28 protein-coding genes and 1 other RNA gene are annotated in these 19,644 nt (G+C 50.3%); 1 reads left to right on the top strand and 28 read right to left on the bottom strand.

Annotated elements, in window-relative coordinates; all coding sequences use genetic code 11:
* Positions 1-38: 38 nt before the first annotated feature.
* The 28 genes from ACO0LH_RS10495 to ACO0LH_RS10360 all read right to left on the bottom strand — a co-directional run bounded on the left by ACO0LH_RS10495 (position 39) and on the right by ACO0LH_RS10360 (position 19,015).
* Entirely contained in the window at positions 39-1,145 is a 1,107-nt protein-coding gene (locus ACO0LH_RS10495; protein ID WP_422941018.1) for a phage protease, read from the bottom strand.
* 233 nt (positions 1,146-1,378) lie between these two features.
* Entirely contained in the window at positions 1,379-1,915 is a 537-nt protein-coding gene (locus tag ACO0LH_RS10490; RefSeq protein WP_422941017.1) for a phage virion morphogenesis protein, read from the bottom strand.
* A gap of 99 nt (positions 1,916-2,014) precedes the next feature.
* Positions 2,015-3,190 carry a phage minor head protein gene (locus ACO0LH_RS10485; RefSeq protein WP_422941016.1) on the bottom strand — a complete coding sequence of 392 codons (1,176 nt, stop codon included), beginning with the start codon at positions 3,188-3,190 and terminating at the stop codon, positions 2,015-2,017.
* 2 nt (positions 3,191-3,192) lie between these two features.
* Positions 3,193-4,734 carry a DUF935 domain-containing protein gene (locus ACO0LH_RS10480; RefSeq protein WP_422941015.1) on the bottom strand — a complete coding sequence of 514 codons (1,542 nt, stop codon included), beginning with the start codon at positions 4,732-4,734 and terminating at the stop codon, positions 3,193-3,195.
* Between the two features lie 15 nt (positions 4,735-4,749).
* Positions 4,750-6,396 carry a phage terminase large subunit gene (gene terL, locus ACO0LH_RS10475; protein WP_422941014.1) on the bottom strand — a complete coding sequence of 549 codons (1,647 nt, stop codon included), beginning with the start codon at positions 6,394-6,396 and terminating at the stop codon, positions 4,750-4,752.
* Entirely contained in the window at positions 6,384-6,698 is a 315-nt protein-coding gene (locus ACO0LH_RS10470) for a DUF6527 family protein (RefSeq protein ID WP_422941013.1), read from the bottom strand. Before ACO0LH_RS10470 ends, terL begins: the two co-directional genes overlap by 13 nt.
* Positions 6,699-6,709: 11 nt before the next feature.
* Entirely contained in the window at positions 6,710-7,210 is a 501-nt protein-coding gene (locus ACO0LH_RS10465) for a DUF1804 family protein (protein WP_422941012.1), read from the bottom strand.
* Between the two features lie 4 nt (positions 7,211-7,214).
* Positions 7,215-7,430, bottom strand: a complete 216-nt coding sequence (locus ACO0LH_RS10460; protein ID WP_422941011.1) for a hypothetical protein — start codon at positions 7,428-7,430, stop codon at positions 7,215-7,217.
* Entirely contained in the window at positions 7,427-7,741 is a 315-nt protein-coding gene (locus tag ACO0LH_RS10455) for a hypothetical protein (RefSeq protein ID WP_422941010.1), read from the bottom strand. The genes ACO0LH_RS10460 and ACO0LH_RS10455 overlap by 4 nt, the downstream gene beginning before the upstream one ends.
* Positions 7,738-7,968: a TraR/DksA C4-type zinc finger protein gene (locus ACO0LH_RS10450; protein WP_422941009.1), complete on the bottom strand. Its 231-nt coding sequence runs from the start codon at positions 7,966-7,968 to the stop codon at positions 7,738-7,740. The genes ACO0LH_RS10455 and ACO0LH_RS10450 overlap by 4 nt, the downstream gene beginning before the upstream one ends.
* Complete coding sequence (locus ACO0LH_RS10445) at positions 7,961-8,518, bottom strand: hypothetical protein (protein WP_422941008.1); 558 nt, start codon at positions 8,516-8,518, stop codon at positions 7,961-7,963. Before ACO0LH_RS10445 ends, ACO0LH_RS10450 begins: the two co-directional genes overlap by 8 nt.
* Positions 8,515-9,150 carry a transglycosylase SLT domain-containing protein gene (locus ACO0LH_RS10440; RefSeq protein WP_422941007.1) on the bottom strand — a complete coding sequence of 212 codons (636 nt, stop codon included), beginning with the start codon at positions 9,148-9,150 and terminating at the stop codon, positions 8,515-8,517. Before ACO0LH_RS10440 ends, ACO0LH_RS10445 begins: the two co-directional genes overlap by 4 nt.
* A 1-nt stretch (position 9,151) precedes the next feature.
* Complete coding sequence (locus tag ACO0LH_RS10435; RefSeq protein ID WP_422941006.1) at positions 9,152-9,502, bottom strand: putative holin; 351 nt, start codon at positions 9,500-9,502, stop codon at positions 9,152-9,154.
* Positions 9,503-9,650: 148 nt separating this feature from the next.
* A complete protein-coding gene (locus ACO0LH_RS10430) occupies positions 9,651-10,292 on the bottom strand; it encodes a DUF4124 domain-containing protein (protein WP_422941005.1) in 642 nt (213 codons plus the stop codon).
* A 15-nt stretch (positions 10,293-10,307) separates the two neighbouring features.
* Complete coding sequence (locus ACO0LH_RS10425; protein ID WP_422941004.1) at positions 10,308-10,727, bottom strand: Mor transcription activator family protein; 420 nt, start codon at positions 10,725-10,727, stop codon at positions 10,308-10,310.
* Entirely contained in the window at positions 10,724-11,146 is a 423-nt protein-coding gene (locus tag ACO0LH_RS10420) for a gp16 family protein (RefSeq protein WP_422941003.1), read from the bottom strand. The genes ACO0LH_RS10425 and ACO0LH_RS10420 overlap by 4 nt, the downstream gene beginning before the upstream one ends.
* Before the next feature lie 2 nt (positions 11,147-11,148).
* A complete protein-coding gene (locus ACO0LH_RS10415) occupies positions 11,149-11,562 on the bottom strand; it encodes a hypothetical protein (RefSeq protein WP_422941002.1) in 414 nt (137 codons plus the stop codon).
* An 8-nt stretch (positions 11,563-11,570) separates the two neighbouring features.
* An RNA gene (locus ACO0LH_RS10410) (hammerhead ribozyme type II) lies at positions 11,571-11,643 on the bottom strand.
* A 119-nt stretch (positions 11,644-11,762) separates the two neighbouring features.
* Complete coding sequence (locus ACO0LH_RS10405; protein ID WP_422941001.1) at positions 11,763-12,383, bottom strand: DUF3164 family protein; 621 nt, start codon at positions 12,381-12,383, stop codon at positions 11,763-11,765.
* A 143-nt stretch (positions 12,384-12,526) separates the two neighbouring features.
* Positions 12,527-13,288 carry a hypothetical protein gene (locus ACO0LH_RS10400; protein ID WP_422941000.1) on the bottom strand — a complete coding sequence of 254 codons (762 nt, stop codon included), beginning with the start codon at positions 13,286-13,288 and terminating at the stop codon, positions 12,527-12,529.
* 15 nt (positions 13,289-13,303) lie between these two features.
* Complete coding sequence (locus ACO0LH_RS10395; protein WP_422940999.1) at positions 13,304-13,564, bottom strand: hypothetical protein; 261 nt, start codon at positions 13,562-13,564, stop codon at positions 13,304-13,306.
* Position 13,565: 1 nt separating this feature from the next.
* The gene (locus ACO0LH_RS10390; RefSeq protein WP_422940998.1) at positions 13,566-13,796 is read right to left on the bottom strand and encodes a hypothetical protein; all 231 of its coding nucleotides are present in this window, start codon (positions 13,794-13,796) and stop codon (positions 13,566-13,568) included.
* Entirely contained in the window at positions 13,793-14,479 is a 687-nt protein-coding gene (locus ACO0LH_RS10385; protein ID WP_422940997.1) for a hypothetical protein, read from the bottom strand. Before ACO0LH_RS10385 ends, ACO0LH_RS10390 begins: the two co-directional genes overlap by 4 nt.
* Entirely contained in the window at positions 14,472-15,116 is a 645-nt protein-coding gene (locus ACO0LH_RS10380) for a hypothetical protein (RefSeq protein ID WP_422940996.1), read from the bottom strand. Before ACO0LH_RS10380 ends, ACO0LH_RS10385 begins: the two co-directional genes overlap by 8 nt.
* Before the next feature lie 2 nt (positions 15,117-15,118).
* Positions 15,119-15,874, bottom strand: coding sequence for an AAA family ATPase (locus ACO0LH_RS10375; RefSeq protein WP_422940995.1), 756 nt, complete (start codon positions 15,872-15,874; stop codon positions 15,119-15,121).
* Between the two features lie 2 nt (positions 15,875-15,876).
* Positions 15,877-18,129, bottom strand: coding sequence for a DDE-type integrase/transposase/recombinase (locus ACO0LH_RS10370; protein WP_422940994.1), 2,253 nt, complete (start codon positions 18,127-18,129; stop codon positions 15,877-15,879).
* On the bottom strand, positions 18,126-18,632 hold the full coding sequence (locus ACO0LH_RS10365; RefSeq protein WP_422940993.1) for a hypothetical protein: 507 nt from the start codon (positions 18,630-18,632) through the stop codon (positions 18,126-18,128). The genes ACO0LH_RS10370 and ACO0LH_RS10365 overlap by 4 nt, the downstream gene beginning before the upstream one ends.
* Before the next feature lie 2 nt (positions 18,633-18,634).
* Entirely contained in the window at positions 18,635-19,015 is a 381-nt protein-coding gene (locus ACO0LH_RS10360; protein ID WP_422940992.1) for a helix-turn-helix domain-containing protein, read from the bottom strand.
* Between the two features lie 175 nt (positions 19,016-19,190).
* Here ACO0LH_RS10360 and ACO0LH_RS10355 point away from each other — a divergent pair, with 175 nt between their 5' ends.
* Positions 19,191-19,622, top strand: coding sequence for a helix-turn-helix domain-containing protein (locus ACO0LH_RS10355; protein ID WP_422940991.1), 432 nt, complete (start codon positions 19,191-19,193; stop codon positions 19,620-19,622).
* Positions 19,623-19,644: the final 22 nt, after the last annotated feature.

The following is a 19,644-nucleotide window of genomic DNA, read 5'->3' as shown; positions in this document are numbered from 1 at the left end:
TAAACCGGATGAGTGGAATTTGGCTTTATGAGCGTGACTTATGCCTGGGCCAATGATTTTTTAAAATCTTCGGTGGATAAGCCCAGTGCCTTACAGACAGCGACTTGCTCAACAGTCAAAGCGGCATTCGGATCAGCGACCGGGGATCTGCCGCCGGTCTGCGTCTGGGTCAGCGCTGCAATAGGGGTGGTTTTTCCCAAATACGTCTTGAGCGAAGCCAAGTCTTTCTTCGCCAGGTCACGCGCCCATTCTTCTTGCCCTGGCAGGATTCGGCCTTCTTTGAGCGCCACAGTCACCACTTCGTCTTCTTCACGACCATTAATCTTGGCGGTCAAAGCAGCGAGCTGGTCTTGCAGGGGTTTAACCGCCTCAATAGGCATAAATTTCGCTGGATCAGGGTTGCCTGTATTCGCCACAGTGGCTTTGAGAGCGGCGATTTCCTGATCCTTGACAGCGACTTGGTCAACGGTAGCTTTCAGGGCGGCAATCTCGGTGTCCTTGCCAGCGACCGAGTCAGCCTTCGCTTTCAAGGCAGTCACGGCGGCGACTGCGTCTTTTTCGTTTACTGTTTCTGCCAGGCCAATGGCCGCGAGCAATGCTTTCAATAATGGGTTCATCGTTTCCTCTGATGGTTGGGTGGAAAGCTGCAACGCAGCCTGTAAGGTGTTCAGCGCCACGGTCTGCATACCGTCCAGCGCTGGGGTGTTGGTTAGAGCAACATGCAGAATTTGCAAGACTTCGCCCGTGTTCTTGTCATAGGCGAAAACGGGGGAAATATATTTGTATTCTTTGGCAGCGATCATTCCTGCTGCCTTGTCTGTCCACTCGGTATCGATTGCAAACAAGCCGACACCGTCGCGCCATTCCATTTGCTGGAACCAGCCTGCCGCTGGAGCCGGTTGACCGTTGGTCGCAGAATTGAGCGTCTGGTGCTCATAGTCAATCACCAGGCGCGTGACAGAACTGTTGGCCAATGTAATTAAATTGGCTGCGATGCCTTCGGTAGTTATCCAGGCTGCGCAATCAGTAGGTCTGCCATCGCGTGAACGGAAGGCTCCAGCGGGAAGTAACTGCAAGCCAGCAGTGCTGCTGGTCGGCAGGTCAAACGTCATCGAAGCGACGAGGATGTGAGTGGGCTTTGTCATGCCATCACTTTGCACTGCTTGGGAAGTGCAAAAAAGCTGATGGGCTTCAGTGAGGTGGGGTAGGTTGTAAAGCGCGTATTTTTACCAAACCTGTAGTTCCAAAAGCAAACTTGTAACGCGCTTGCCAATTGAAGCGGATTTAACGCCTGTTTAACGCGCCCAAATGGCCTGATGGGTACGAATCGGCGTTGAACAAGGTTTGAAGGCCACAGCGAGCCTGTAAACGCATATTGCTATTCTTCGATTATCTCGTCCAAGTATTCCTGCATCAGACCAACAATTTCGGCTTCCGCCAGAGGCATTAGTTTGCCTGTCCCATCGATCGGCATAAAAGGACGTGCTGGGATATCGCCCCAAAGATGTGGGAACTGTGACCGTGTACCGCCAAACTGTTGTATTGCTGCGTAGACCATCGAATTGCTAACTGTGACAGAATCAGCAGTCACCTCATAACTGAACTGCCTGGATAAGTCTTTGGACTGACCGATCAACGGTTTTTTGCTAGCCTGGCGCGCCTGGCCTTTCTTTGACAAATTGCCATCACCCTTAAAATTGCCGCTTTGTTGCTCCAGGTAGCGCAGGATCGTCACATCGCTATTTTTCGCCCAGGGCGACCCATCGGGCGAGGATGATGTTTCAAACGACTGCTTACTGATCTCCATGACAGTTTCGCCTATGGCGCGCAATACGGGTTCGGCGTTGCTGGTCTTGTCCACGATACGCTGCAAGAGCGCCTGCGCTACGGTATCGTTGTACTTAATTTCAATCATAATTCTGCACCTGTGCTATTATTTTAGGCATTGGCGGATTCGTTTCGGACGTAATAGTTAGGGGATGTATACATTAGCTCCCGCCTACTTATCACCTCATTAGCGCTTGATAAAGAAAGTCAACAAAGCAAGCGCCCGGTTTTTCTTCCCCGTTAAAACCTCAAATACTGCTCTGAACTGCTCGCCGTTTATGTCTTTCCAGGCTACCAAAGTCTGCAAATCGTGACGAGATACAGCGCCTTTCTGCAAGCCATCGGCATCATTTAACACCCGAATTAAGTGCTGGAAGTCTTCCGGCTCGGGTGCTCTTTGGTCACCACTATCACGGCCATGGCTCTTGTCGACATGCCGAGATGCTGAGCCTGGAAGCGTCACCATATAGCCAGTTACATCCTGGCCGACGACCTGGCCAATCTTATTGGCATCTTCTACAAAGCCCAGGAACAAGGGTTCAGTCACGGAAGAATCATCCTGCGCACGCCTCACAAAGTCGGGTATTTCCTCATGCGCGTTAATGCGTTTGTTAACGTCGACGGTCAGCGCCTTGGTAATCGCTGGCGGGTAAATGATTAACTTGTCCTGGACTGCCTGGCGTAAAGGCATATCAATGTTTGCGCCAGGTGCATACTGGAAGCCATCGTCTATTCCTTCCGTATCGCCTGGTGCGGGCGCATTGGCCGGGCCACGGCCATTGGCCGCTGCTTTCAGAAACGCTGACTTAGTCGCCGGGACAATTCGACATTGACAGCCCCAACCATTGGGCGGGAAGTGTTCCTGCCAGAATGGGTTGTCCGGTGGAAGTGTTAAACCGTCCCAGCTCTTGTGTAAAGGGCGCGGGAAAGTCACGCTATCGCTGTGTTTGTATTTCCAGTACGGCGTGACTTTTAGCAATTCTGGATCGTTCAACTGCTGCCAGCGTCCAGCCGCGTAGCTGGTGGACATATTGGTCTGATATATGACTTTGGTGCGCCAGGCAGTCTTTGCCGATGACTCTTCCCCAGTCCAACCCGTCCAGCCATTCTTAGCGACGATCTGCTTAAAGTCTTTACGGAAGGCTTCAATGCCTGTTCCTTGCTCTATTGCCTTGATCAATGACATACGCAAATCAACCAGCAAGTCTGCACTTTGCGCGCCCGCCACCATAAACGCCCGGTCATGGGCGGCACGCATGATATCGTCCCAGCGTTCAGTCGGCAGGTTCAGTTTCTTTTTAAAGAAGTCGAGCTGCTCGGCGAAGGGTTTGTTCCAGGGTGGTAGCTGTTCGTATGCTGGCACGGCTATCTTCCTGCTTTGACATCAAACATGCCTGCCAACTGTGCCAAGGCAAAGCCCTGTGCCATAACAGACTGCATGTCTTCCATTGGCAGGCCGCTATATGCTTCCAGTAAAGTGTTTTGCAGGCTCAACAAGTCTTCTGCGGTGTCGACCAGACCTTGTATATGGCTGATTACTTGTGACCAGGCCTCGTCATTTTTGCGCTCAGCATTGCTTTGTAACGCATCTGTCGTAGCAACTTTTAACGCTGCAATGCGGTTGGCGGCAGTCGGGAAACCCGAATTGCCTGATTTTGATGGTGTCAGCAATGGCTCATCTCCCTGGCGAACAGGGATGGACAATTTGCGATTGACCCAGGACATCGGCACTTGCATACCAATATTTACCAAGTCTGGCAAAGCTGATGCCAGGCGCTGGAAGTCCTCCTCTTCGCGGACATCAAAAAACAGATGAGGCATCCTGCGCGGGTCGGTAATCTGCTTGCCGTTTAACACAGCAAGTGGATAAAGCAAATCACTGGTCAACGTGGTGGCCAGTTGCTTAGAGTCGGACGTTAAAATCTCGCGTCTTACTTCATCATGGACTTTACCCAGGGCGTTGGTAGAGGATTTTCCGTCAGCCTGGCTAGTAAGCGTTCCACCCAGGATAGCTTTGGATATCGTCTTTTCTGCCCAGTTTATAACGGTTTCGAATGGGTCTTGGTTTCCCGACGCAGCGCTCTCGAACTCGATGGTCATACTTTCAGGGATGATGCCCGCAGCAGCATGGCCCAACTGAGTGACCGCACGTAAAAGCGTGGCCTTTTCAGCGTCGCCTGTACCTGGTGGGTATTTACCTATTCTGATAGGCAGACCATAGATTTCCAGCAATTCGGCCAAATCACCAATCGCGTAGTTCTTAAACAGATATGGCCAAGCTAGAATCCGATGTAGGCCCATTCGCGCAAGTGTGCTTGTTTTTGCCTTATGCTTGTGAGTGATCCATCCAAATGGGATTAACTGCGCGCCATTTGGGGTGTTGTCGCGTAGCCGTAGGTCGTTTTGATCGAAACGGTTAACGGTGAACCAAGTGGGTGGCCTATGTGTTATCGCCTTGGGAAACCATTCTTTGCCCAGCAATTGCCATTCCACTTCTTGGCACGAATAACCATGACCGATTCCGTCAAATGCATCAAACAGGACGGTGTCCCATTTCGGAATGTCTTGGACGAGTTCAGTTAAATATGCCGCAAGGGATTTTTCTTCAGCACTGGGATTGCGCGGTGGTCGTATTTCCCAATCAATAGATTGGATAGCAGTTTTCCGTTTGGACATCTCGGCATACAGATGGCCATCTTTTTCTTCCATGTCGGCGAATAACTCCGCCTGGGCCATTAGATTACCTTTTTCAGCCCCTTCGAGGATATTAGCAAGCCTGGCCGGAGTTAAGCCGCGACTTGGATGTTGTGCAAACTCCTGATGCAATTGCGTCAGTTTCGCGGCTTGAGGTTCGTACAATATCTCTTTTTGTATTGGGTTGCCGTGTTGATCTAATAGCGTTGCCATGTTATTCCCGTTGTTTTACCAAGCTCCAGCGCCTGAATAGTTTTCGTTGTCCTGATCTTCGTATGCGCTTCCGCGTCCACGCCCGCCACTTGCAGCCTGGAATTCAAAGCAGGCAAAGCCTGTCGTAGCCAACATCCAAAGCATTTGCAAGGCATCAGGGCCGTCATCGTGGTCTGCCTTGGGGAAATGTCGCAATTGGTCTTGAAGCGTTAAATGTGTGCTGTGTATACGTATCAGCTTGTTGGCCATGTGCGGTTGCAATGCCTCTATCCGCAGTATCTTGTCTGTTGATGGAATAATGGCGCGGGCTGGAACCGGTATCTTTCGGGCTGCGGATCGTTTCACCAATTCAGTCCGCATAAACTCCTGAAACTGGACAGCTTCGATCCCCCAGAGCAGACATCGATACGCTATCTGGTAGGCAATCACGTCTTCAATGATCCGGTCAGGTAAGCGCTTTTTGATGCTGGCCTCAACTACGTCCATGACGCCTGTTTCCCTGTTCATTCCACCAACCAGAATTGCGGAAGGATCACGGCTACGGCCTTGTTTTCCTAATGAAGGATCACACGCGCCGAAGAATAGCCATTCGGGCAGGCGATTCACCCAGAAGTGGATACAGTTTGCAAACGGCGCATCTTCACCCGAGACCGGGTCATTCTGCTGTTCAGAGTCAAACGCTTCCTTGCCATCCCTGGCGCGCTTGATCATGAGCTTGTAGAAAGTCGTTCCGCCTGGCCAGCATATCTTTGCGCCTATTTCGATACCAGGATGGGCGCGATAAAAGTCAAGCGCCACTTCTTCACCTTCGTTTAACAGTATTTCTGTCCACCTGTCCCAGGCTTCCATATCCTCTGGCCACTGTTCTACGGCCTTGAATTTCCTGCCTCGCCACAGCTTGTTATTGATCAGTCGGGACAGTACGGAGTCATAGTGCAGGATAGTGCCGATAATGAAAACGTCCAGGCTATCGTCAGCCGGGCCAAGCGATAGCAAGCTTTTTAACACCCATGTCATCAGCTTGTCGCGCTGTTCAGGGCTGCGGACGTTTTCGTCATTTTCCAAGTCATCGCCGATGACCAGGTCTGGCCTGTGTGGGCCGTGGCGGCGGCCACGAATCTTTTTGCCAGAACCAAAGACTTCGACTTTCACGTCATTGGCGGTAACGATCACGCCTACTTGCCAGACCCGGCCTTGCCCGGTAGCTTCCGGAAAATCAACCAGCAAGCGAGGGTTAAAACAGAGTTCTGCCTTGATGGCTTCCAGCATGGGCAATGCCTGGTCAAGCGCATCCATGACGATGAGTGGGTAACTCTTGCGACCTGTGACGATGCACCACAACGTGCCGATCTGGGTGATGATGGTGGATTTGGCATGGCCTCGTGGCGCGGCTATGGCGTCGTGGTCGCCAATCTTGTTATCGACCACTTCCTGGAAGCGATCAAACAAATATTCGTGTACCGTCGCAGGGCTATGCTTGATGTAGTGCGGGAAATAGGTCTGCGCAAAAAAACGAAAAGACCCAAGGGCCTGAAAGCGTCGCTCTTGTACTTTTACGGGATCAGGGTCAAAGCCATCACATTCTGATTCGATGGCCAAGCGCATGCCTGCGGCTAGTTCCGCGACCTGGCTGAGAAATTCTTTTTTTGTTAACTTAGCCATTCTTCGTCCAAATGAGGTAAATCTACTGTCTGTCCCGCCAGTTCGTGAGTACAGTCCGTCAAAAACTGGATTCTCCCATCCGTAACGTAGGAGTGGCACACCTTGTCTTGTGGTGGATTGCCCCATGTGTAGCGCACCAGAACGGAAGGTGAAAAGGTTGGCTTGTCCACATTTCCATTCCAGTACCAACGTGGCTTGGCATCGTCAGTAACATTTAACGCATGAACCATCATGCACCCTGGGCATTCAAACCAAACCTTGTTTCCTAAACCACGTCCTAAAACTTTAGAGAGTGCAATCATCGGTAACTCCCTCATCCATATGCCTTGAACAGTTCATCACCAAACGGCTCAAGCAGCTCGGTAAAGGCATTGGCATGCTGCGGGTAACGTTGGCGTACAAACATGGCCATCTTTTGAACAACTTCCATGGCCGTAGCCAGTTCGGACGTTTCCGGCAGGATGCGCTTGGAAGCGGATATAGTCTTGTTAAATGCATCAGCCAAGCTAGCAAGCAACTGCACTTTGACCACTGGGTTGATGTTGGCATCCTTGGTCAGTTCTTCCATGCTGCTTTGATACTGAGTAACCAGGCCAGCCAGCATTTGACGGCCTATGTCTTCAATACTCCCGCCAGCCATCAGTTGAGCCGCCTGTGCTTTTTCCCAATTGTCACCACCTTCAGCGGCTTGGGACTTCCATCGGCTCGCCGTGCCATAACTGACGCCGCACTTTAACGCAGCAACTTCCAGCGACAGACGATCAAACACATAGGCACGACGCACTTTGTCGCGTACTTCTGGTGGGTGCGCCATCGAATTAAAGCCCCAGCTTGATACGAGCCGTCAAAATGCCTGCTGCCACAATCGCACCAGACAGGCCACCCGCTGCTGCGCCAGCTGTCGTGCCATAAATGATGGCTTGTCGCTTCATGCCTGCGACTTTTCCATCAATGGCGTCAACCTTGGTGTTGATATTGCGCAGCAGGGTCAGTTCTTCGCTGACCGCTTCATTTTGTGAGTCTTCTTTGATCATGGCTTGTCAGCTTTCCTGTCTAGTTTGTCGTAAATTTTGTCTACTTTTTCGGCTACTGTATGGAGCGCCGCCATCATTTCCGAACGCCCGTTACTGATGTCTGCCTTTTGAGCAAATTCACTCACGCATTTCAATTGGAAATTATGAAATTCGTCTGCGAATTTGTCGGCAAATTCGGTTTGCTTTTTCTTGATACTGTCCACGTCTGCTTGAGTCCGATTCATCCACTGGCGAACCAGATAGCCTAAGCACAAAATGAGTATTCCAAACAATCCTTGCACAATTTGCGCGCCCGTTAAATCGATTGTCATCGCGCTCTCCTGGATCGTTCTGCCAGGTCTTGGCAAGCCACACAGAGGCGGCAACCTGGCATTGCCTTACGGCGGTTTAACGGTATTGGTTCATCGCACCTGGTACAAAACAAGGCGCTGTCTTTAACGGTTTTGTTGTCCAGGCCAGCGCGGCGCTGTTGAATCTTTAATGCGTCTTCACGCGCCTTTTCTTCCAGCCGGGTCGCCTCGTCGGAAATATCAGTCATGCTTTAATTCAGTGGTTGTGGTCGATAGATGCCAGTCGATCAGCGCGTCGAGGCGGGCGCGGCAGGTGTTGTACTGGGTGGTTGCGTTGTTAATCCAATTTGCGATATCGGTATCGGTGGTAAAGCCGGTACTCGTTTCAGCAGCCCCGCTGGTGGTGTTGGGCAAGGTTGTAGGCTGGGTTCCTGACGCGGCGGCACTGTTGAGCAAGCTGACAGTGCGACCATTGAGACAAGCACGGCCACTTGTGTTACGTTGGATTTCACGATTCATCTCCGTTTGAGTGATGGCCAGACGTTGTTCTGTGATGTCCAGCGCAGTTTGTAAGCTGTTGGCTTTTTGATTGGCGAGTTGCAAGCGCTCAATGGCAGCGTTAGCTGACTGCGCTTCTTCGCTACTGTGCTTGGCATTAACGTCCGCCAGTTCGATTCTGACTTTTGCAACCTGGGCGGTGTCGTAGACGTGGCTAGCGAAGCCGCCCATCGAAACACCGACCACGAATAACAGCATTTGTGTCCAATATGCTTTGAAAAATTCAGCAAGCGCGATCATGTTGGACTCACTGTTCTGCCCCAGCCAGCATAAATAGGCTGGAGACGATTGAGAATGCGGTTTGGGTAGTCGAGGTTCTCTTTGCAGTGGACGATACTGCGGCTGGCGCGACCACAGGCGGCATCTATAGCCTCATGGTTGAGCGCTGGCCGTACCAGGGCGGCTTCCTTCAGCCAATGGCCTAAACCGCCGTTGTAGCCGCGCAGCGCAGCCCACAACAAATCGAACTCTGTTTCACCCTTTGTCCTGTCGGCTATCCAGAGGTCATACCCAGCAAGTGAACGCATTGACCAGATTGGGTTACGTGGCTGACAGTCCCTGGCAGATAACTTGTTCAGGTCGCACCACCATTTGGCGGTGGCGGGCATAAACTGCGTCATACCTAATGCCCCGACCTTTGACACCGCATCAGGATTCCATCCGCTCTCTTGGTGAATCTGTGCGGCCAGCATCGGCACAGGCGCATCAAGGCCCCATACTTCTTTTGCGATGCGCGTTAAATCCCCTTTGTATTTGTAGGCTGCTCTCGGAATAGTCTCTGCCTGGGCTGAAGCCAATGAACAGCTAACCAGGACAATGACAGCCAAGGCGCAGACCACTGGCAAGGAAAGAGCGGATAGAAAATTACGCATATTAGGCTCCCAGACCCACGGCGATCATGCTGGCAGCAACAATCAAAGCCCGGCGCAACATCGACGTCGCGAACAAAAGGTCGTTTTGCAAGAACGTTTCCAGCTCAAACTGCAACGGCGGGTCTTCTACTTCGGTAGTGTTTTCGATGTCTTCCAGGTCACGGGCCAGGAACGAGTCAGGGCGGGCGTAAGGGAACAGGCTGCGATCCAGCCAATACCCAACGACACCGGCGATGGTGATCAGGTTCAATTTGTACAGGCTGACTGGTAGTTGCTGCGGGGCGGTTGCAGCGATGATTATCGACAGGGCTAAGGCAATCAGCAGCCATCCTGTCATGCGGGGTAGTTTCACGTAGCTCTCCTGGTGGGGTTGATGTTTTCCGAAGGGAAGACACCACCAAGGATAAAGACGGGGGAGACTTGAAACTATGTGATGGGGTTCAGTAACAAAGAAAAAGGCCGCGAGCTTCTGGCTCGCGGCCTATAGAAATCAGACCAAATTAATAAACATTAACTTCATTTATCCGATTGTACGGTATTACACCATTTGGTAGTCCGTCGACCATTCCTGTCATTAATTGCAAACGAGCATTCCTAACTCGACCTGCATCAATTAGAGTAACGTTACAATAGCGAATTCGATCCGATCCAACCTCTTGAGTATTGCATTTAAGAACGTCTTCGACCATCCCTGGAGGACGTCCTATAAGTAAATTGCGATATTCTGACGACGTGCAGCCAGCTTTTTGACAGTCCGCAATCGCTTTTACTTTTGTGGTATCTATTTGTAAAAATTTTTCCCGTGCTACTTTAATGTCTCCAACGTTATCTTGTGGTCGGCTAACTTTTTGATCAACGTTCACGTCTTTTTGAATTTGCTGGCGTGAGAATTCTTGCTTATCTCTGGCCGCTTCTAACTCGGCTTTGAGCCCGCGTGAATAATCGGCAATATCCTTTTTAGATTTTTCATATCCATCATTCGGTTGCTTAGTTGAATCTACCTTAGTTGATTGTGCTTTGGCCACACTGCCTTGACATGGGAAATCTTGATACACTGTCTGCCCATTGACCACGCATTTGTACGTTTCTGCACTAGCAAGCGATGCCACACAAAAACACATTAAGAACAATACCATTTTCATTATGGGCCTTTCGCCTTAAAACAAAGTTTCCTGAATGGATTTAGAAAGCTGGCTTGACTGCGTCAAATCCGTATTCTTTAAAATGTTCCAGACTTGCCTATCTGATAATCCGTGCTCTCTCATTAACTCGCGTACTGTAGTTCCATTATTATACTTCGCCACAATATTTCTATTCCTCCCGTCTCTGAATTGTTTTGCAAGGTTCGGAATATATAGGCGCTCTCCGCCAAAATGCTGACACAATCGTTGTGCATTACTCATGCCTACTACTTCAGCTAGCAAAGCAAACGTCTGCGCACCCAGCCCTGTCTCAGATTTCGGAAAGTCAAAGCTTCCGCCACCAAAATTTTTGACATCCATCAATCGAATAGCTGCGGCCTCACCAATCGTACTAACTATCAATTTGATGGTTGCTTCTGGGTCGCGGTTTATCATGATGTCGGTCTCCCGTTCCTTTGGGCATCTTTCATCAACGCTGTAATGATTTTTCCTAGGTCGTCGACATCGCAAAACTTAATGTCATCCCGTCCCAAGTTTTTAACGAGTGGATTCAGGTATGCCCAGGGACGTTTCGCCTCGGCCAGCAAGGCTTCAATTTTTTGCATTCTTGGCATGCGATCTGCGCCGACCTTGGGCAGTTGATGTTTCGCTTTGACTTTGTATCCAAGGCGCTTGAACTCATCCAGTAAGGACTTTCTTTCTTGCCAGCTCAAATCTTTAGATGATGCCTTGCCCGTCATACGCTGCAAGACAGCGCGATAGCTGTCGTCATCCATTGCCAATTGTTTTTTTGCCAGGTGAATCTGGGCCAGTTCGGCATTACGCAATTGGGTAGCATTTCGTTGAATCGCCATTTTCAATCCTCCTCCGAAGGTGCGATTTCGACAGAATCACAAATCTTGCAAAGATGATTTAGCGCAGCTTTTCCGCTTGGCCAGTCTGGATAAAATACGGTTACTGAACCGCTCCAAAATGGATCTTTTGCAATGACGCGTTTTCCATAGATTTTTTCTAACTTCTTTTTCTTGGTTGGGCTGATATTCGGGACAACCCTTTTTCTCAAAAAACGCGACTCCGGCGATTCAGATTTTGAATAAAACCATTCGCCTTTGATATAACCATTCACATAAGTAGCAACGCGATAGCTCAATTCTTTATATCGTTCGACCACGAGGTTAATTTTGTAACCGTCACAAATCAGCTCGACTCTACCCCAAGGCATTGTCAATTCTTTTGCAATCTGCTCTTTCTGCAATTTTGTTATCGTCATTTCAATTTCTCCGGCTGCTCATCAGTACCGGGTAACCACACCCGGCAGACCAGGCCGGATAACTTCGGCGTGGTTTCGCATAAACGAATAACCCATAACGTGGGCCAGTCGGAACACTCATCAAGGAAGGATGGCCCTAACGCATTCTGTAGCTGTTACATGCTTCTTCCCGCCACCTGCTACTGGGCGAGGCTATATGCTTAAATTGCGGCCATGTCCAACGAGATGGCATCGTATTGCTCAGTGTCTGCGCGGCGCTCGTAGAAACGGATGTATTGCTTGCTGCCGATAACCTGTACGGATTCGCCTATAGCCTGCATGGCTTTAATCCAGCGTTCATCCTTGATATCAAGGCGGCGCAATGCCAGAATCCGACCATGATTCAAATTGCCTTCCTTATCGGTTTTGAAGGCATCCTGAACCAGTACTTGTATTTCTGGACTGCTACCTTGGCTCCATTCTTTGATACACTCATCAATCAAGGACTTCGCTGCCTGGAGGCGTTCATCAAATTGGATGTTGTCAGATACGGCAAACTGCACTTTGTAGCGACCATCGAATGAAAACAAAGTGACATTGCCTTTTTTTCCGCCCAGCTTGGCGTCATACTGCTCGGCGCTCAGATCAATAAATGAGGCGATGTCACCGAAAGCTGCTTTCTTGAATTTCGTCAGCTCGGCATTGACGTTGAGTGCTTTCTCAATTAATTCCTGGACAAGCTGGTCACGTGCTTTGTCTATTGGTTTAACTTTGCCTTCCGGCCATAAACGCCCCTGTGCATCCGTCATGTAACCTGGTACTGCTTCTGTATTTGTCGTCATATGCTTCTCCGTTACGTGTTAGTAGACTTGCTTACTTGTTGGCCACACTGCGTGGCAGGTCTTTGCGGGCGGCACGATACTTCCGCCGTTCTTGTGTGATTGGTATGACTGGTGTCTTCCGCCTGAACAGCTTTTTGATGATCTCAAGCATGATTAACACCTGGTGTTGCGGCGTTAAATCCTTCTGCGAGGCAGCGAGCGTATTTAACAGCCTTGTCGTAACCCACTTGTGAATCCGCACAAATTACTTGCTCGATGACGCAGCCCTTGAGATAGCCACGGAACTCGTCGCCAGTGAGCTTGGCTCTAAGAATGTCGATGAATTCAGTGTTCAGACTCGGCTCCTGCGCAGCCGCCTGAATAGCATCAATGCGATCTGTTTGATTTGCTTCAATCGCTGCGGCTGACTCCTGGTTATTTGGCAGCAGCAAACCTGCCTCATCCGCCAGGCAATACCAGGTGCCATTTTTAACCACTGTGCCATCTCGTAATGCCTTGGCCAGGTAAGGCCGTGGTGAGCATTTTTCGTGACCGAGCTGCATGGCGATTGCTAATTCGTCTGCGATCACCCATTTTTTTCCGGTCAGGAATGCAATTGCCATGTCTGTTTTCGTCAGCTTCTTACTCTGGCCGTCTGCCATGTCTTCTTTATCTTCCGTCTTTGCACGTCCACGTTCTTCAATGGTGACCCAGCCCAATACGGAGGGATTGACGCGGTAGGCATTCACTTTGAGCGTGTTCGGGCCAAGGACTGGCATGGCAATGAGATTGCCGTCTTTGACTGCCTGTGCCAGCGTGTTTTCCACGACTTCAGGATCGATGTCGAGCTGGTCGCTGATCTGGATTGCGCGTAAGTCAGGCTTTTTGGTCAATAGGGCCAGAATTTTTTCTAAATAGTTACTCATGGTTTTCTCGCTCGATCAGTGGATTTGCGGTTCAACGGCTGGAATAAACTTCACTCGTTTTTCAATGAACGAATCCAGAATGTTTTTAATAGCCAATGCATCCTTCTGGACGTGCGCAGTAACAAGGGCCGACATCCAGTTGCCAAATTCCTTTGTCATGCCTTCATAGGCATTGCGTTCACTTAAGCACTGTGCAAGGGTTGCTTCCAATTCGTCATAGGAAGGAAGCTGCCCAGTACTTAATTTCTTTTCCATTTCTTCCATCGGCGTAGCCATGTCAATTCCCTCCTAAGTCAATGAGCTGAACACGCAGTTTGGAACGGCGTTTCAGTAACTCGATGCGGCTTTGTTTCGCGGCCTCTGTACTGCGCTTCAATTCGTCGTCAAGCCAATCCAAGTCTTTATTTAACTGCTGGTACTGACGATCAAGCCTGCGAATCAAAAACGCTACAAATGTGCGTTTAACGCGGTTAGTGAACGACTGATTATTCGATGCCGTAATGTTCATGCGCCGACCTCATTGGTTTGTTCTCGGATTTGTGGCCCGCCCACTTCAGGTAGTGGCAGGGTGACTGTGTCGATAATTCCCGCTTGCTGAACCGAATCTCTATCTTTCAACTTCTTATTAAATTCACGCCTGCCTTTGTAGCCGCGCTCCCAATAGTCGTGGCGGCTGTCTTCGATGGGATACGGGTTATCCATAGGCCCACCGATGCAATGCCAGCCTTCATCCTCGGCCTCAGACCCGCTGGAAGCTTTGCCAGTGGCTGGCCCATCCGTTTGGATATCTCTTGCCGATTTCTTAGATGTAGTTTTCGTTGCTTTCGGCTCCTGCATTGGCGCAGGTTTATGCGGGCAAGACTGGCATGCCTGCCACTGCATCATTTGCATGGGGTTATGGCTGGGGGCAGTGCGCAAAGCAGTTTCACGGCAATGTGTTGCGCCGACCAATGAGCCGGTATGCGGGCAAGTCAATTGCTCGTAGGCTTTTCGATATCGTATTTCCAAGTTGGCCGGACTGGCACTGCCATCGCCATACGCGCCCAGACCATTTATAAAAACGGACAGTGTCGGACGTGCCACGCCCATTTTTAACGCTACCGCCGAAATGCTTTTGGCTTTGGTTTCTGCATGCAAAGCTTTAAACCAGTCGGTGCTGAAATATTCAGGTTTCAATTTGGGTTCATTCATCATCTAGTTCTCCTGCTGGTTCTTGCCACATGATCTGGCCCACGTTGGGATCGAAGACCGTTTTTGTACGCTGGATCATCGGTGCACGTGCGCCCGTGTTCTTGCTTTTCAGCAGGGTAAAGCGCGCTGGTGACGCGGCTTTACCTACCCTGGCTGGCGCAGTGCATTTGAGATAGCCAGCCCTGGCCAGCATCAGCACATAGGTTTTTGCATTGGCCTCGTTGCAAATGTTCGTCGGCGTCGAGGCGAACGCCGCCAATTCGCGGTAATTGAAGTCATTACCAACAAACAGCCTGCGCATGGTTCCCCACATACGTTCGTTCGAGCTGCCCTCCGTGATGAGATTGCCTTTCTTGTCGATGCGTGGTGCCTCTACACCATTGTCCTTGGCGAGTTGGTAGGTATATCGAACATAGATGCGGCGGACTTTGATTTCACCAGAGACTGTTATAAAGCCCGCGAGAGCGAGGACTTTAAAATAGTCTTTGGTAGCGCTTGGTTCGACTTTAGCCGCAACCTCTATGTCTGCTTGAGTAAATACCTTGCCTTTTGCATGCCACTTCTTTATGGCTTCCCACATCCTTTGGCGTGGGTTTTTGCCGCCAATCATTTCAATTTGAACTGGTTGTCTCGCCATGGTTAAACCCTCCGATCTGGTGCGCGGTCAGCAGGCAGAGAAACCTCCTTTAATTCCGCCATGCCGATCTGATCCAGTGCATACAGCTGACTGTGCATGTAGATCGCCGTTAAACAGGTCACGACACGGCGAACACTGCCTTTTGAAAGAGTGACTAGTTTGGTTAAAACATCGTCGGTCAATTGCACGTCTGGGCAGTAGATCGGTGCCAGTTTTTCTGCGTCGGCGAGGCTGACGCGTTGAGCTGGCGCCCAAGCAGATACGCGGCTGTGAAAGCGCTCCCATGCTTCCAGCTTGCGAGGCAGCATTTCTTCGCCGACCAAGAGCAATGAGCCTTGCGAACCTTCATAGATATCACGGGTCAATTCGATCAATGCATCTGACTTTGCCGCATGATCAAATTCGTCAATGATCAAGGTACGGCGTGATGCGGAAAGCTGTTCGGTGACCAAATCCAAAAGCTTTGATGCCGTGCCGCCGCGATGTGCTACGTTCATTTCTGCCAGTATTTTTGTCAGCAGGTCTTTACTGCGCCAGGCAGACAACATTTGCACGTAGTAGGCTCGCGCTTCATTGGCCAGGGAGTTGGTTGCAAAAGTCTTTCCCCAGCCGCTGGGGCCGTACAGGACTCCGATACCTGGAACACCTTGGCGACGTGACGCCAATTGCTCCAGTGTCGCCTGTACCACATCTAAAGTAGCGATTGCCGCGACGCCACCAACTGGCCTGGCCTTGCTTAAATTCGGTTGTTTATTCATAATCATCCTTGTTTGTTAGTCGTACCATTCAGACGCAGCACGGTTGCAGCCGTGTTGCGTTTTTCTTTGCCTTCATCCAAGCGCCGTTTTTTGGACATGAATTCCGGTGTTTGCTGATAACTTCCGTACCAGCGTGTCAGTCTCGCGTCTTCTATCGTTCCTCCATTTTGTAAAAGTTGATCAAGGTCTAACCATTGCTTGAAGCGATGCTCGGCGGTCTCAGGTATCACCGAGACGTTACTGGTTGCCACCTGTTTAACGGGTGCAGTCTCATCAGCTTTGCGCTTGTCGATTAAGCGTTTCAGCTCTGCCGGGACTTGTGTTTCTGACACAACACCATCCAGGGCGCGGGCTGCTTCGCCAGCAGCAGTCAAGCCCGTACTTGTGTGCGTGATTGATGCCCGTGGCAGCGTCGCCAGCTTGCCTGCGGCTTCCGCTTTATCACGTAACAGGCTGTCGACCAGGTCGTCTGTACTGACCTTGGTGGTTTTAGCGGCCCTGCGCTGGTCGGCAATGTTTTGACGTTGCACCTGGCGCGCTTTAGCGGCCAACTCTTGCCGGTTAATGCCTGTACGCTCGGGGCAGCGAGCGATGCAGATAAACTGGCCTTCGTGGTAGATCACGATCTGGCCAAGGTCGTCTGTTAAACGCACCTGCACGGTCTTGCCTGCGATCAGGGCCAGTTCCATCGCGATGAAGTAGGCGTTGTCGTAATTGATGCCTTTTTTGCCGACGACATAAGTCCCTTTACCCGCAGGCGGGGCAAGCAACACATCCAATGCGCGTTCATCTTCAATGTGGTAGGTTTCGCCGTCCCATGCTGATGCCTTGGCAAATGGGGACATGCCCAGGCCATCATGCTTTTCTTGCTCGTAAGTGCCTTTTAACCAAAGATTGATACGCTCCTGGAGTAAATCCGCAGGCATCGCCATTTCGATTGGCTCTTTGTCTTTGCTAAACAGGCGCTCAGCGAAACTTGTACGCGCCTGGATGGCGCTTTTTTCGGCAACGTTGTGGCCGATGAAGGCGCTATAAGCTTCCATGACCGAGTGCAGCATGGTTTGATTCATGCGCTCTACAAAGGGTTTTTCCCATGGGCTAAATGGGTTGGTGCGGCTGTGCTTAATGTTTAACGTGGCTAACGTACCGACGAAATCGCGGCTGATGTAGTCTTTGCCGTTGTCTGTCACGATTTCCTCTGGTACGCCCCAGTTCAACAAAGCTAGGCGTAGTGCAAGCTTGTGCGTTTCTGCCCTGGGCGTGGGTGACAAGACCATGATAGAGCGGCGGCTGTAGACATCGATGATGACGGACACGCTGTAGCGGCGCAGACCACCTTCCGGTGTCTTGAGCATCCAGTCTGCTGGGGTTGCATCCATTTCCCAGCGTTGGTTCAGACGTTCCACACCCTCGGATGCATCGCCAAAGGCGACCATGCGTTTGTTTTTCCACTCGTCTGGGTTGGTCGACGCCATGAAAAATTCTTCATTTTTTGTTTTCCAGGCGTTGCAAAACCGTGTGGTTGCGAAATAGGACGGTGCGTTAAACAGGACTTCGCCTGTTGTACGATCAATCGCGGCGGAACCAAGCAGCTCTGTGAGTGTCTTCATGGTGATAGTCGGACGTTCGATCAAAATGGCAATCGCCGTTTTTTCTAACTCTGACTGTGTGGTAAAAACATTTACGTCTTTTCGTGCTTTGCCTGTCCAACCATCAATCAGGCCTGCCATGCCTTCTTTGTTAAATTTCAAAACCCAGTGCTCAACAGACCGGCCTTGCAATGGCTGGTACTTTTGGAGGAGGCCAATATCCAGATTGATTTCGTTGGCGTTAAATGCGTCGGCATAAGCCCAGTAGCTGACTTTCTTGCCCATAGGATGGGCGGCGTACCAGGCTTCCCAGGATTTAACGATGGTGTAACGACTGTCAAAACGCGATTGCTGCGCTGGCGCGTGGATTTCGGCAACCTTGCGAAGGCTAAGCTCTGCCTTCTGCCTTGTGCATTGCAGTTTTGCTGCCGCCTGTGCGCGCACTTCGGCGACGATGGCCAGTTCTGTGGATGCTGCCACACCACGTTGATGAATCTCGATGCGTTTTGCGACTTCTTTGGGTAGATTGACCAATTCAAACAGCTTACGCTGGCCACCCCGACCTGCGACTGTTGAGAATGTCCAGTTTTCGCGATTGGCGCGTATTTCAATTGCGCGTTTGCTGAGTTTTAACGCTGCTGAAATAATGTTCAGATCAATATTCATTTTTGGCCAAGGCGTTTTAACGCTTCTGATGACAGCTTTTCTGCAATTCCGGCTGGCAAGTGGTTATTGATATGTTTCTGACGTTCTTTAATGGCTTTTTCCTGCATAGCCAGTGCGCCGAGTTCCGCGACCATCGCCTCTTCACCGCGCAAGATGCGGCAACCGCATGCGTCTGCGATAAATTCAAGCAGGCTGTAATCGCCAGTTGCCACGGTCAGTGCAGGTAAGGCTTCCAGAGGAAAGCGTTTGCCCTCGGCTGAGTTGGCGCAATATTGGTCGAGCATGTCTTTGGTTAATGACCGATTGCTCAGACGTGAAATCATCGTAGCCACGTCAAAACGGTCTTTGCCTGCGACCTTGGCGGCAGCGAGCATGTCGACCAGGACATCGCGGACTGCATGTGCCTTGTCCAAGGAACCGGCTTCATTTGTCGGCGTCGCTGGCACAGCAAAAAAGTTGATGGGCATTTGACCTGGCTGGGGGAGTGATCGACGGCGTGCCATGGTCAATTCCGTGAGAAAACTTCAACATTGCATTGCGCAATGGGAGTGTTAAACTTCTGTCTAGCAGGTTTGATATAAACAGCGCGTTCTCTTGAAGTTGCTTGTTTCTTGGGCGTACCGTCTTGGTTGTATCTGGATGGCCAGATCGTTTGCGGTTGAACGCCAATTGCTTTTGCGATGATTGCTTCGGCTTTTGGGTACTGCTGATTTAACGGGTGACACATTACGCCAGCGACGTAACCGTTGGCGAGTGCCAGTTTGCGCAATGTCCATCCTGCTTTTTCGAGTTCCGCTTTAATGTCGGCTCGGTGCCAGTCTTGTGGCTTTTCTTTTGCGAGTAAAGGTTTCATGGCTGGTTTTTTTGAGTTGTTTAACTGTTGCATGTGACACATTCTAAACACACATTATTGTGTATGCAATCTATTTATTGTGTTTCGCACTTCGAAATACGGTCTTTTACATACAAAATAATGTATGTATTTGATTTTAAACACATTAATTTAAGTGCGAAACTGAAACAAAAGTGCGAAATTGATTTCGCACTTTCTTGGAGTTGGCATGGTTGAAAGTGCGAAACAAAGTATTGGCGACAGGCTGCGTATTTTTAGGGAATACAAGAAGCTGACTCAAAGTCAGTTTGCCAGTGCTATGGAAATGTCCACGACAGGATTACAAAGCAATGAGTCAAACAGATCATTGCCTAACAGTAAATTATTGGTATCGCTATATCAGCAAGGCTTGAATGTAAATTGGCTATTGTCTGGCGAAGGTCAAATGCTTCTGTCCGACAGTGCTATTTCGCCCGCTGAAGGCGATGTGAGCCTCTATGCGGATGCGATGGAAGCGATTGATTACCTGCTACAGGAAGGGAAAAAGGCTGCTACGTACCAACAGCGTAGGGCTTTGGTTGATGCGCTTTACCAAGCATCAAAGCAAACTGGTGAAATTGATAAAACAACGGCCATCATGATTGCAAAACTTGCGGCATGATGATTTAACGGTAGATTTAGAA

The organism is Undibacterium sp. TJN19, assembly GCF_049339485.1.
Lineage (GTDB): Bacteria > Pseudomonadota > Gammaproteobacteria > Burkholderiales > Burkholderiaceae_D > Undibacterium.
This window is presented reverse-complemented; position numbering and strand designations above follow the sequence as displayed.

Coding starts and splice junctions, on each gene's coding strand:
- ACO0LH_RS10395 (WP_422940999.1), bottom strand. CDS start 13,564: ATGGCTACGCCGATGGAAGAAATGGAAAAGAAATTAAGTACTGGGCAG.
- terL (WP_422941014.1), bottom strand. CDS start 6,396: ATGGCTAAGTTAACAAAAAAAGAATTTCTCAGCCAGGTCGCGGAACTA.
- ACO0LH_RS10400 (WP_422941000.1), bottom strand. CDS start 13,288: ATGAGTAACTATTTAGAAAAAATTCTGGCCCTATTGACCAAAAAGCCT.
- ACO0LH_RS10360 (WP_422940992.1), bottom strand. CDS start 19,015: ATGCAACAGTTAAACAACTCAAAAAAACCAGCCATGAAACCTTTACTC.
- ACO0LH_RS10420 (WP_422941003.1), bottom strand. CDS start 11,146: ATGGCGATTCAACGAAATGCTACCCAATTGCGTAATGCCGAACTGGCC.
- ACO0LH_RS10465 (WP_422941012.1), bottom strand. CDS start 7,210: ATGGCGCACCCACCAGAAGTACGCGACAAAGTGCGTCGTGCCTATGTG.
- ACO0LH_RS10495 (WP_422941018.1), bottom strand. CDS start 1,145: ATGACAAAGCCCACTCACATCCTCGTCGCTTCGATGACGTTTGACCTG.
- ACO0LH_RS10405 (WP_422941001.1), bottom strand. CDS start 12,383: ATGACGACAAATACAGAAGCAGTACCAGGTTACATGACGGATGCACAG.
- ACO0LH_RS10480 (WP_422941015.1), bottom strand. CDS start 4,734: ATGGCAACGCTATTAGATCAACACGGCAACCCAATACAAAAAGAGATA.
- ACO0LH_RS10490 (WP_422941017.1), bottom strand. CDS start 1,915: ATGATTGAAATTAAGTACAACGATACCGTAGCGCAGGCGCTCTTGCAG.
- ACO0LH_RS10390 (WP_422940998.1), bottom strand. CDS start 13,796: ATGAACATTACGGCATCGAATAATCAGTCGTTCACTAACCGCGTTAAA.
- ACO0LH_RS10450 (WP_422941009.1), bottom strand. CDS start 7,968: ATGACTGATATTTCCGACGAGGCGACCCGGCTGGAAGAAAAGGCGCGT.
- ACO0LH_RS10430 (WP_422941005.1), bottom strand. CDS start 10,292: ATGAAAATGGTATTGTTCTTAATGTGTTTTTGTGTGGCATCGCTTGCT.
- ACO0LH_RS10385 (WP_422940997.1), bottom strand. CDS start 14,479: ATGAATGAACCCAAATTGAAACCTGAATATTTCAGCACCGACTGGTTT.
- ACO0LH_RS10440 (WP_422941007.1), bottom strand. CDS start 9,150: ATGCGTAATTTTCTATCCGCTCTTTCCTTGCCAGTGGTCTGCGCCTTG.
- ACO0LH_RS10425 (WP_422941004.1), bottom strand. CDS start 10,727: ATGATAAACCGCGACCCAGAAGCAACCATCAAATTGATAGTTAGTACG.
- ACO0LH_RS10460 (WP_422941011.1), bottom strand. CDS start 7,430: ATGATCAAAGAAGACTCACAAAATGAAGCGGTCAGCGAAGAACTGACC.
- ACO0LH_RS10380 (WP_422940996.1), bottom strand. CDS start 15,116: ATGGCGAGACAACCAGTTCAAATTGAAATGATTGGCGGCAAAAACCCA.
- ACO0LH_RS10470 (WP_422941013.1), bottom strand. CDS start 6,698: ATGATTGCACTCTCTAAAGTTTTAGGACGTGGTTTAGGAAACAAGGTT.
- ACO0LH_RS10365 (WP_422940993.1), bottom strand. CDS start 18,632: ATGGCACGCCGTCGATCACTCCCCCAGCCAGGTCAAATGCCCATCAAC.
- ACO0LH_RS10445 (WP_422941008.1), bottom strand. CDS start 8,518: ATGATCGCGCTTGCTGAATTTTTCAAAGCATATTGGACACAAATGCTG.
- ACO0LH_RS10375 (WP_422940995.1), bottom strand. CDS start 15,874: ATGAATAAACAACCGAATTTAAGCAAGGCCAGGCCAGTTGGTGGCGTC.
- ACO0LH_RS10455 (WP_422941010.1), bottom strand. CDS start 7,741: ATGACAATCGATTTAACGGGCGCGCAAATTGTGCAAGGATTGTTTGGA.
- ACO0LH_RS10355 (WP_422940991.1), top strand. CDS start 19,191: ATGGTTGAAAGTGCGAAACAAAGTATTGGCGACAGGCTGCGTATTTTT.
- ACO0LH_RS10415 (WP_422941002.1), bottom strand. CDS start 11,562: ATGACGATAACAAAATTGCAGAAAGAGCAGATTGCAAAAGAATTGACA.
- ACO0LH_RS10370 (WP_422940994.1), bottom strand. CDS start 18,129: ATGAATATTGATCTGAACATTATTTCAGCAGCGTTAAAACTCAGCAAA.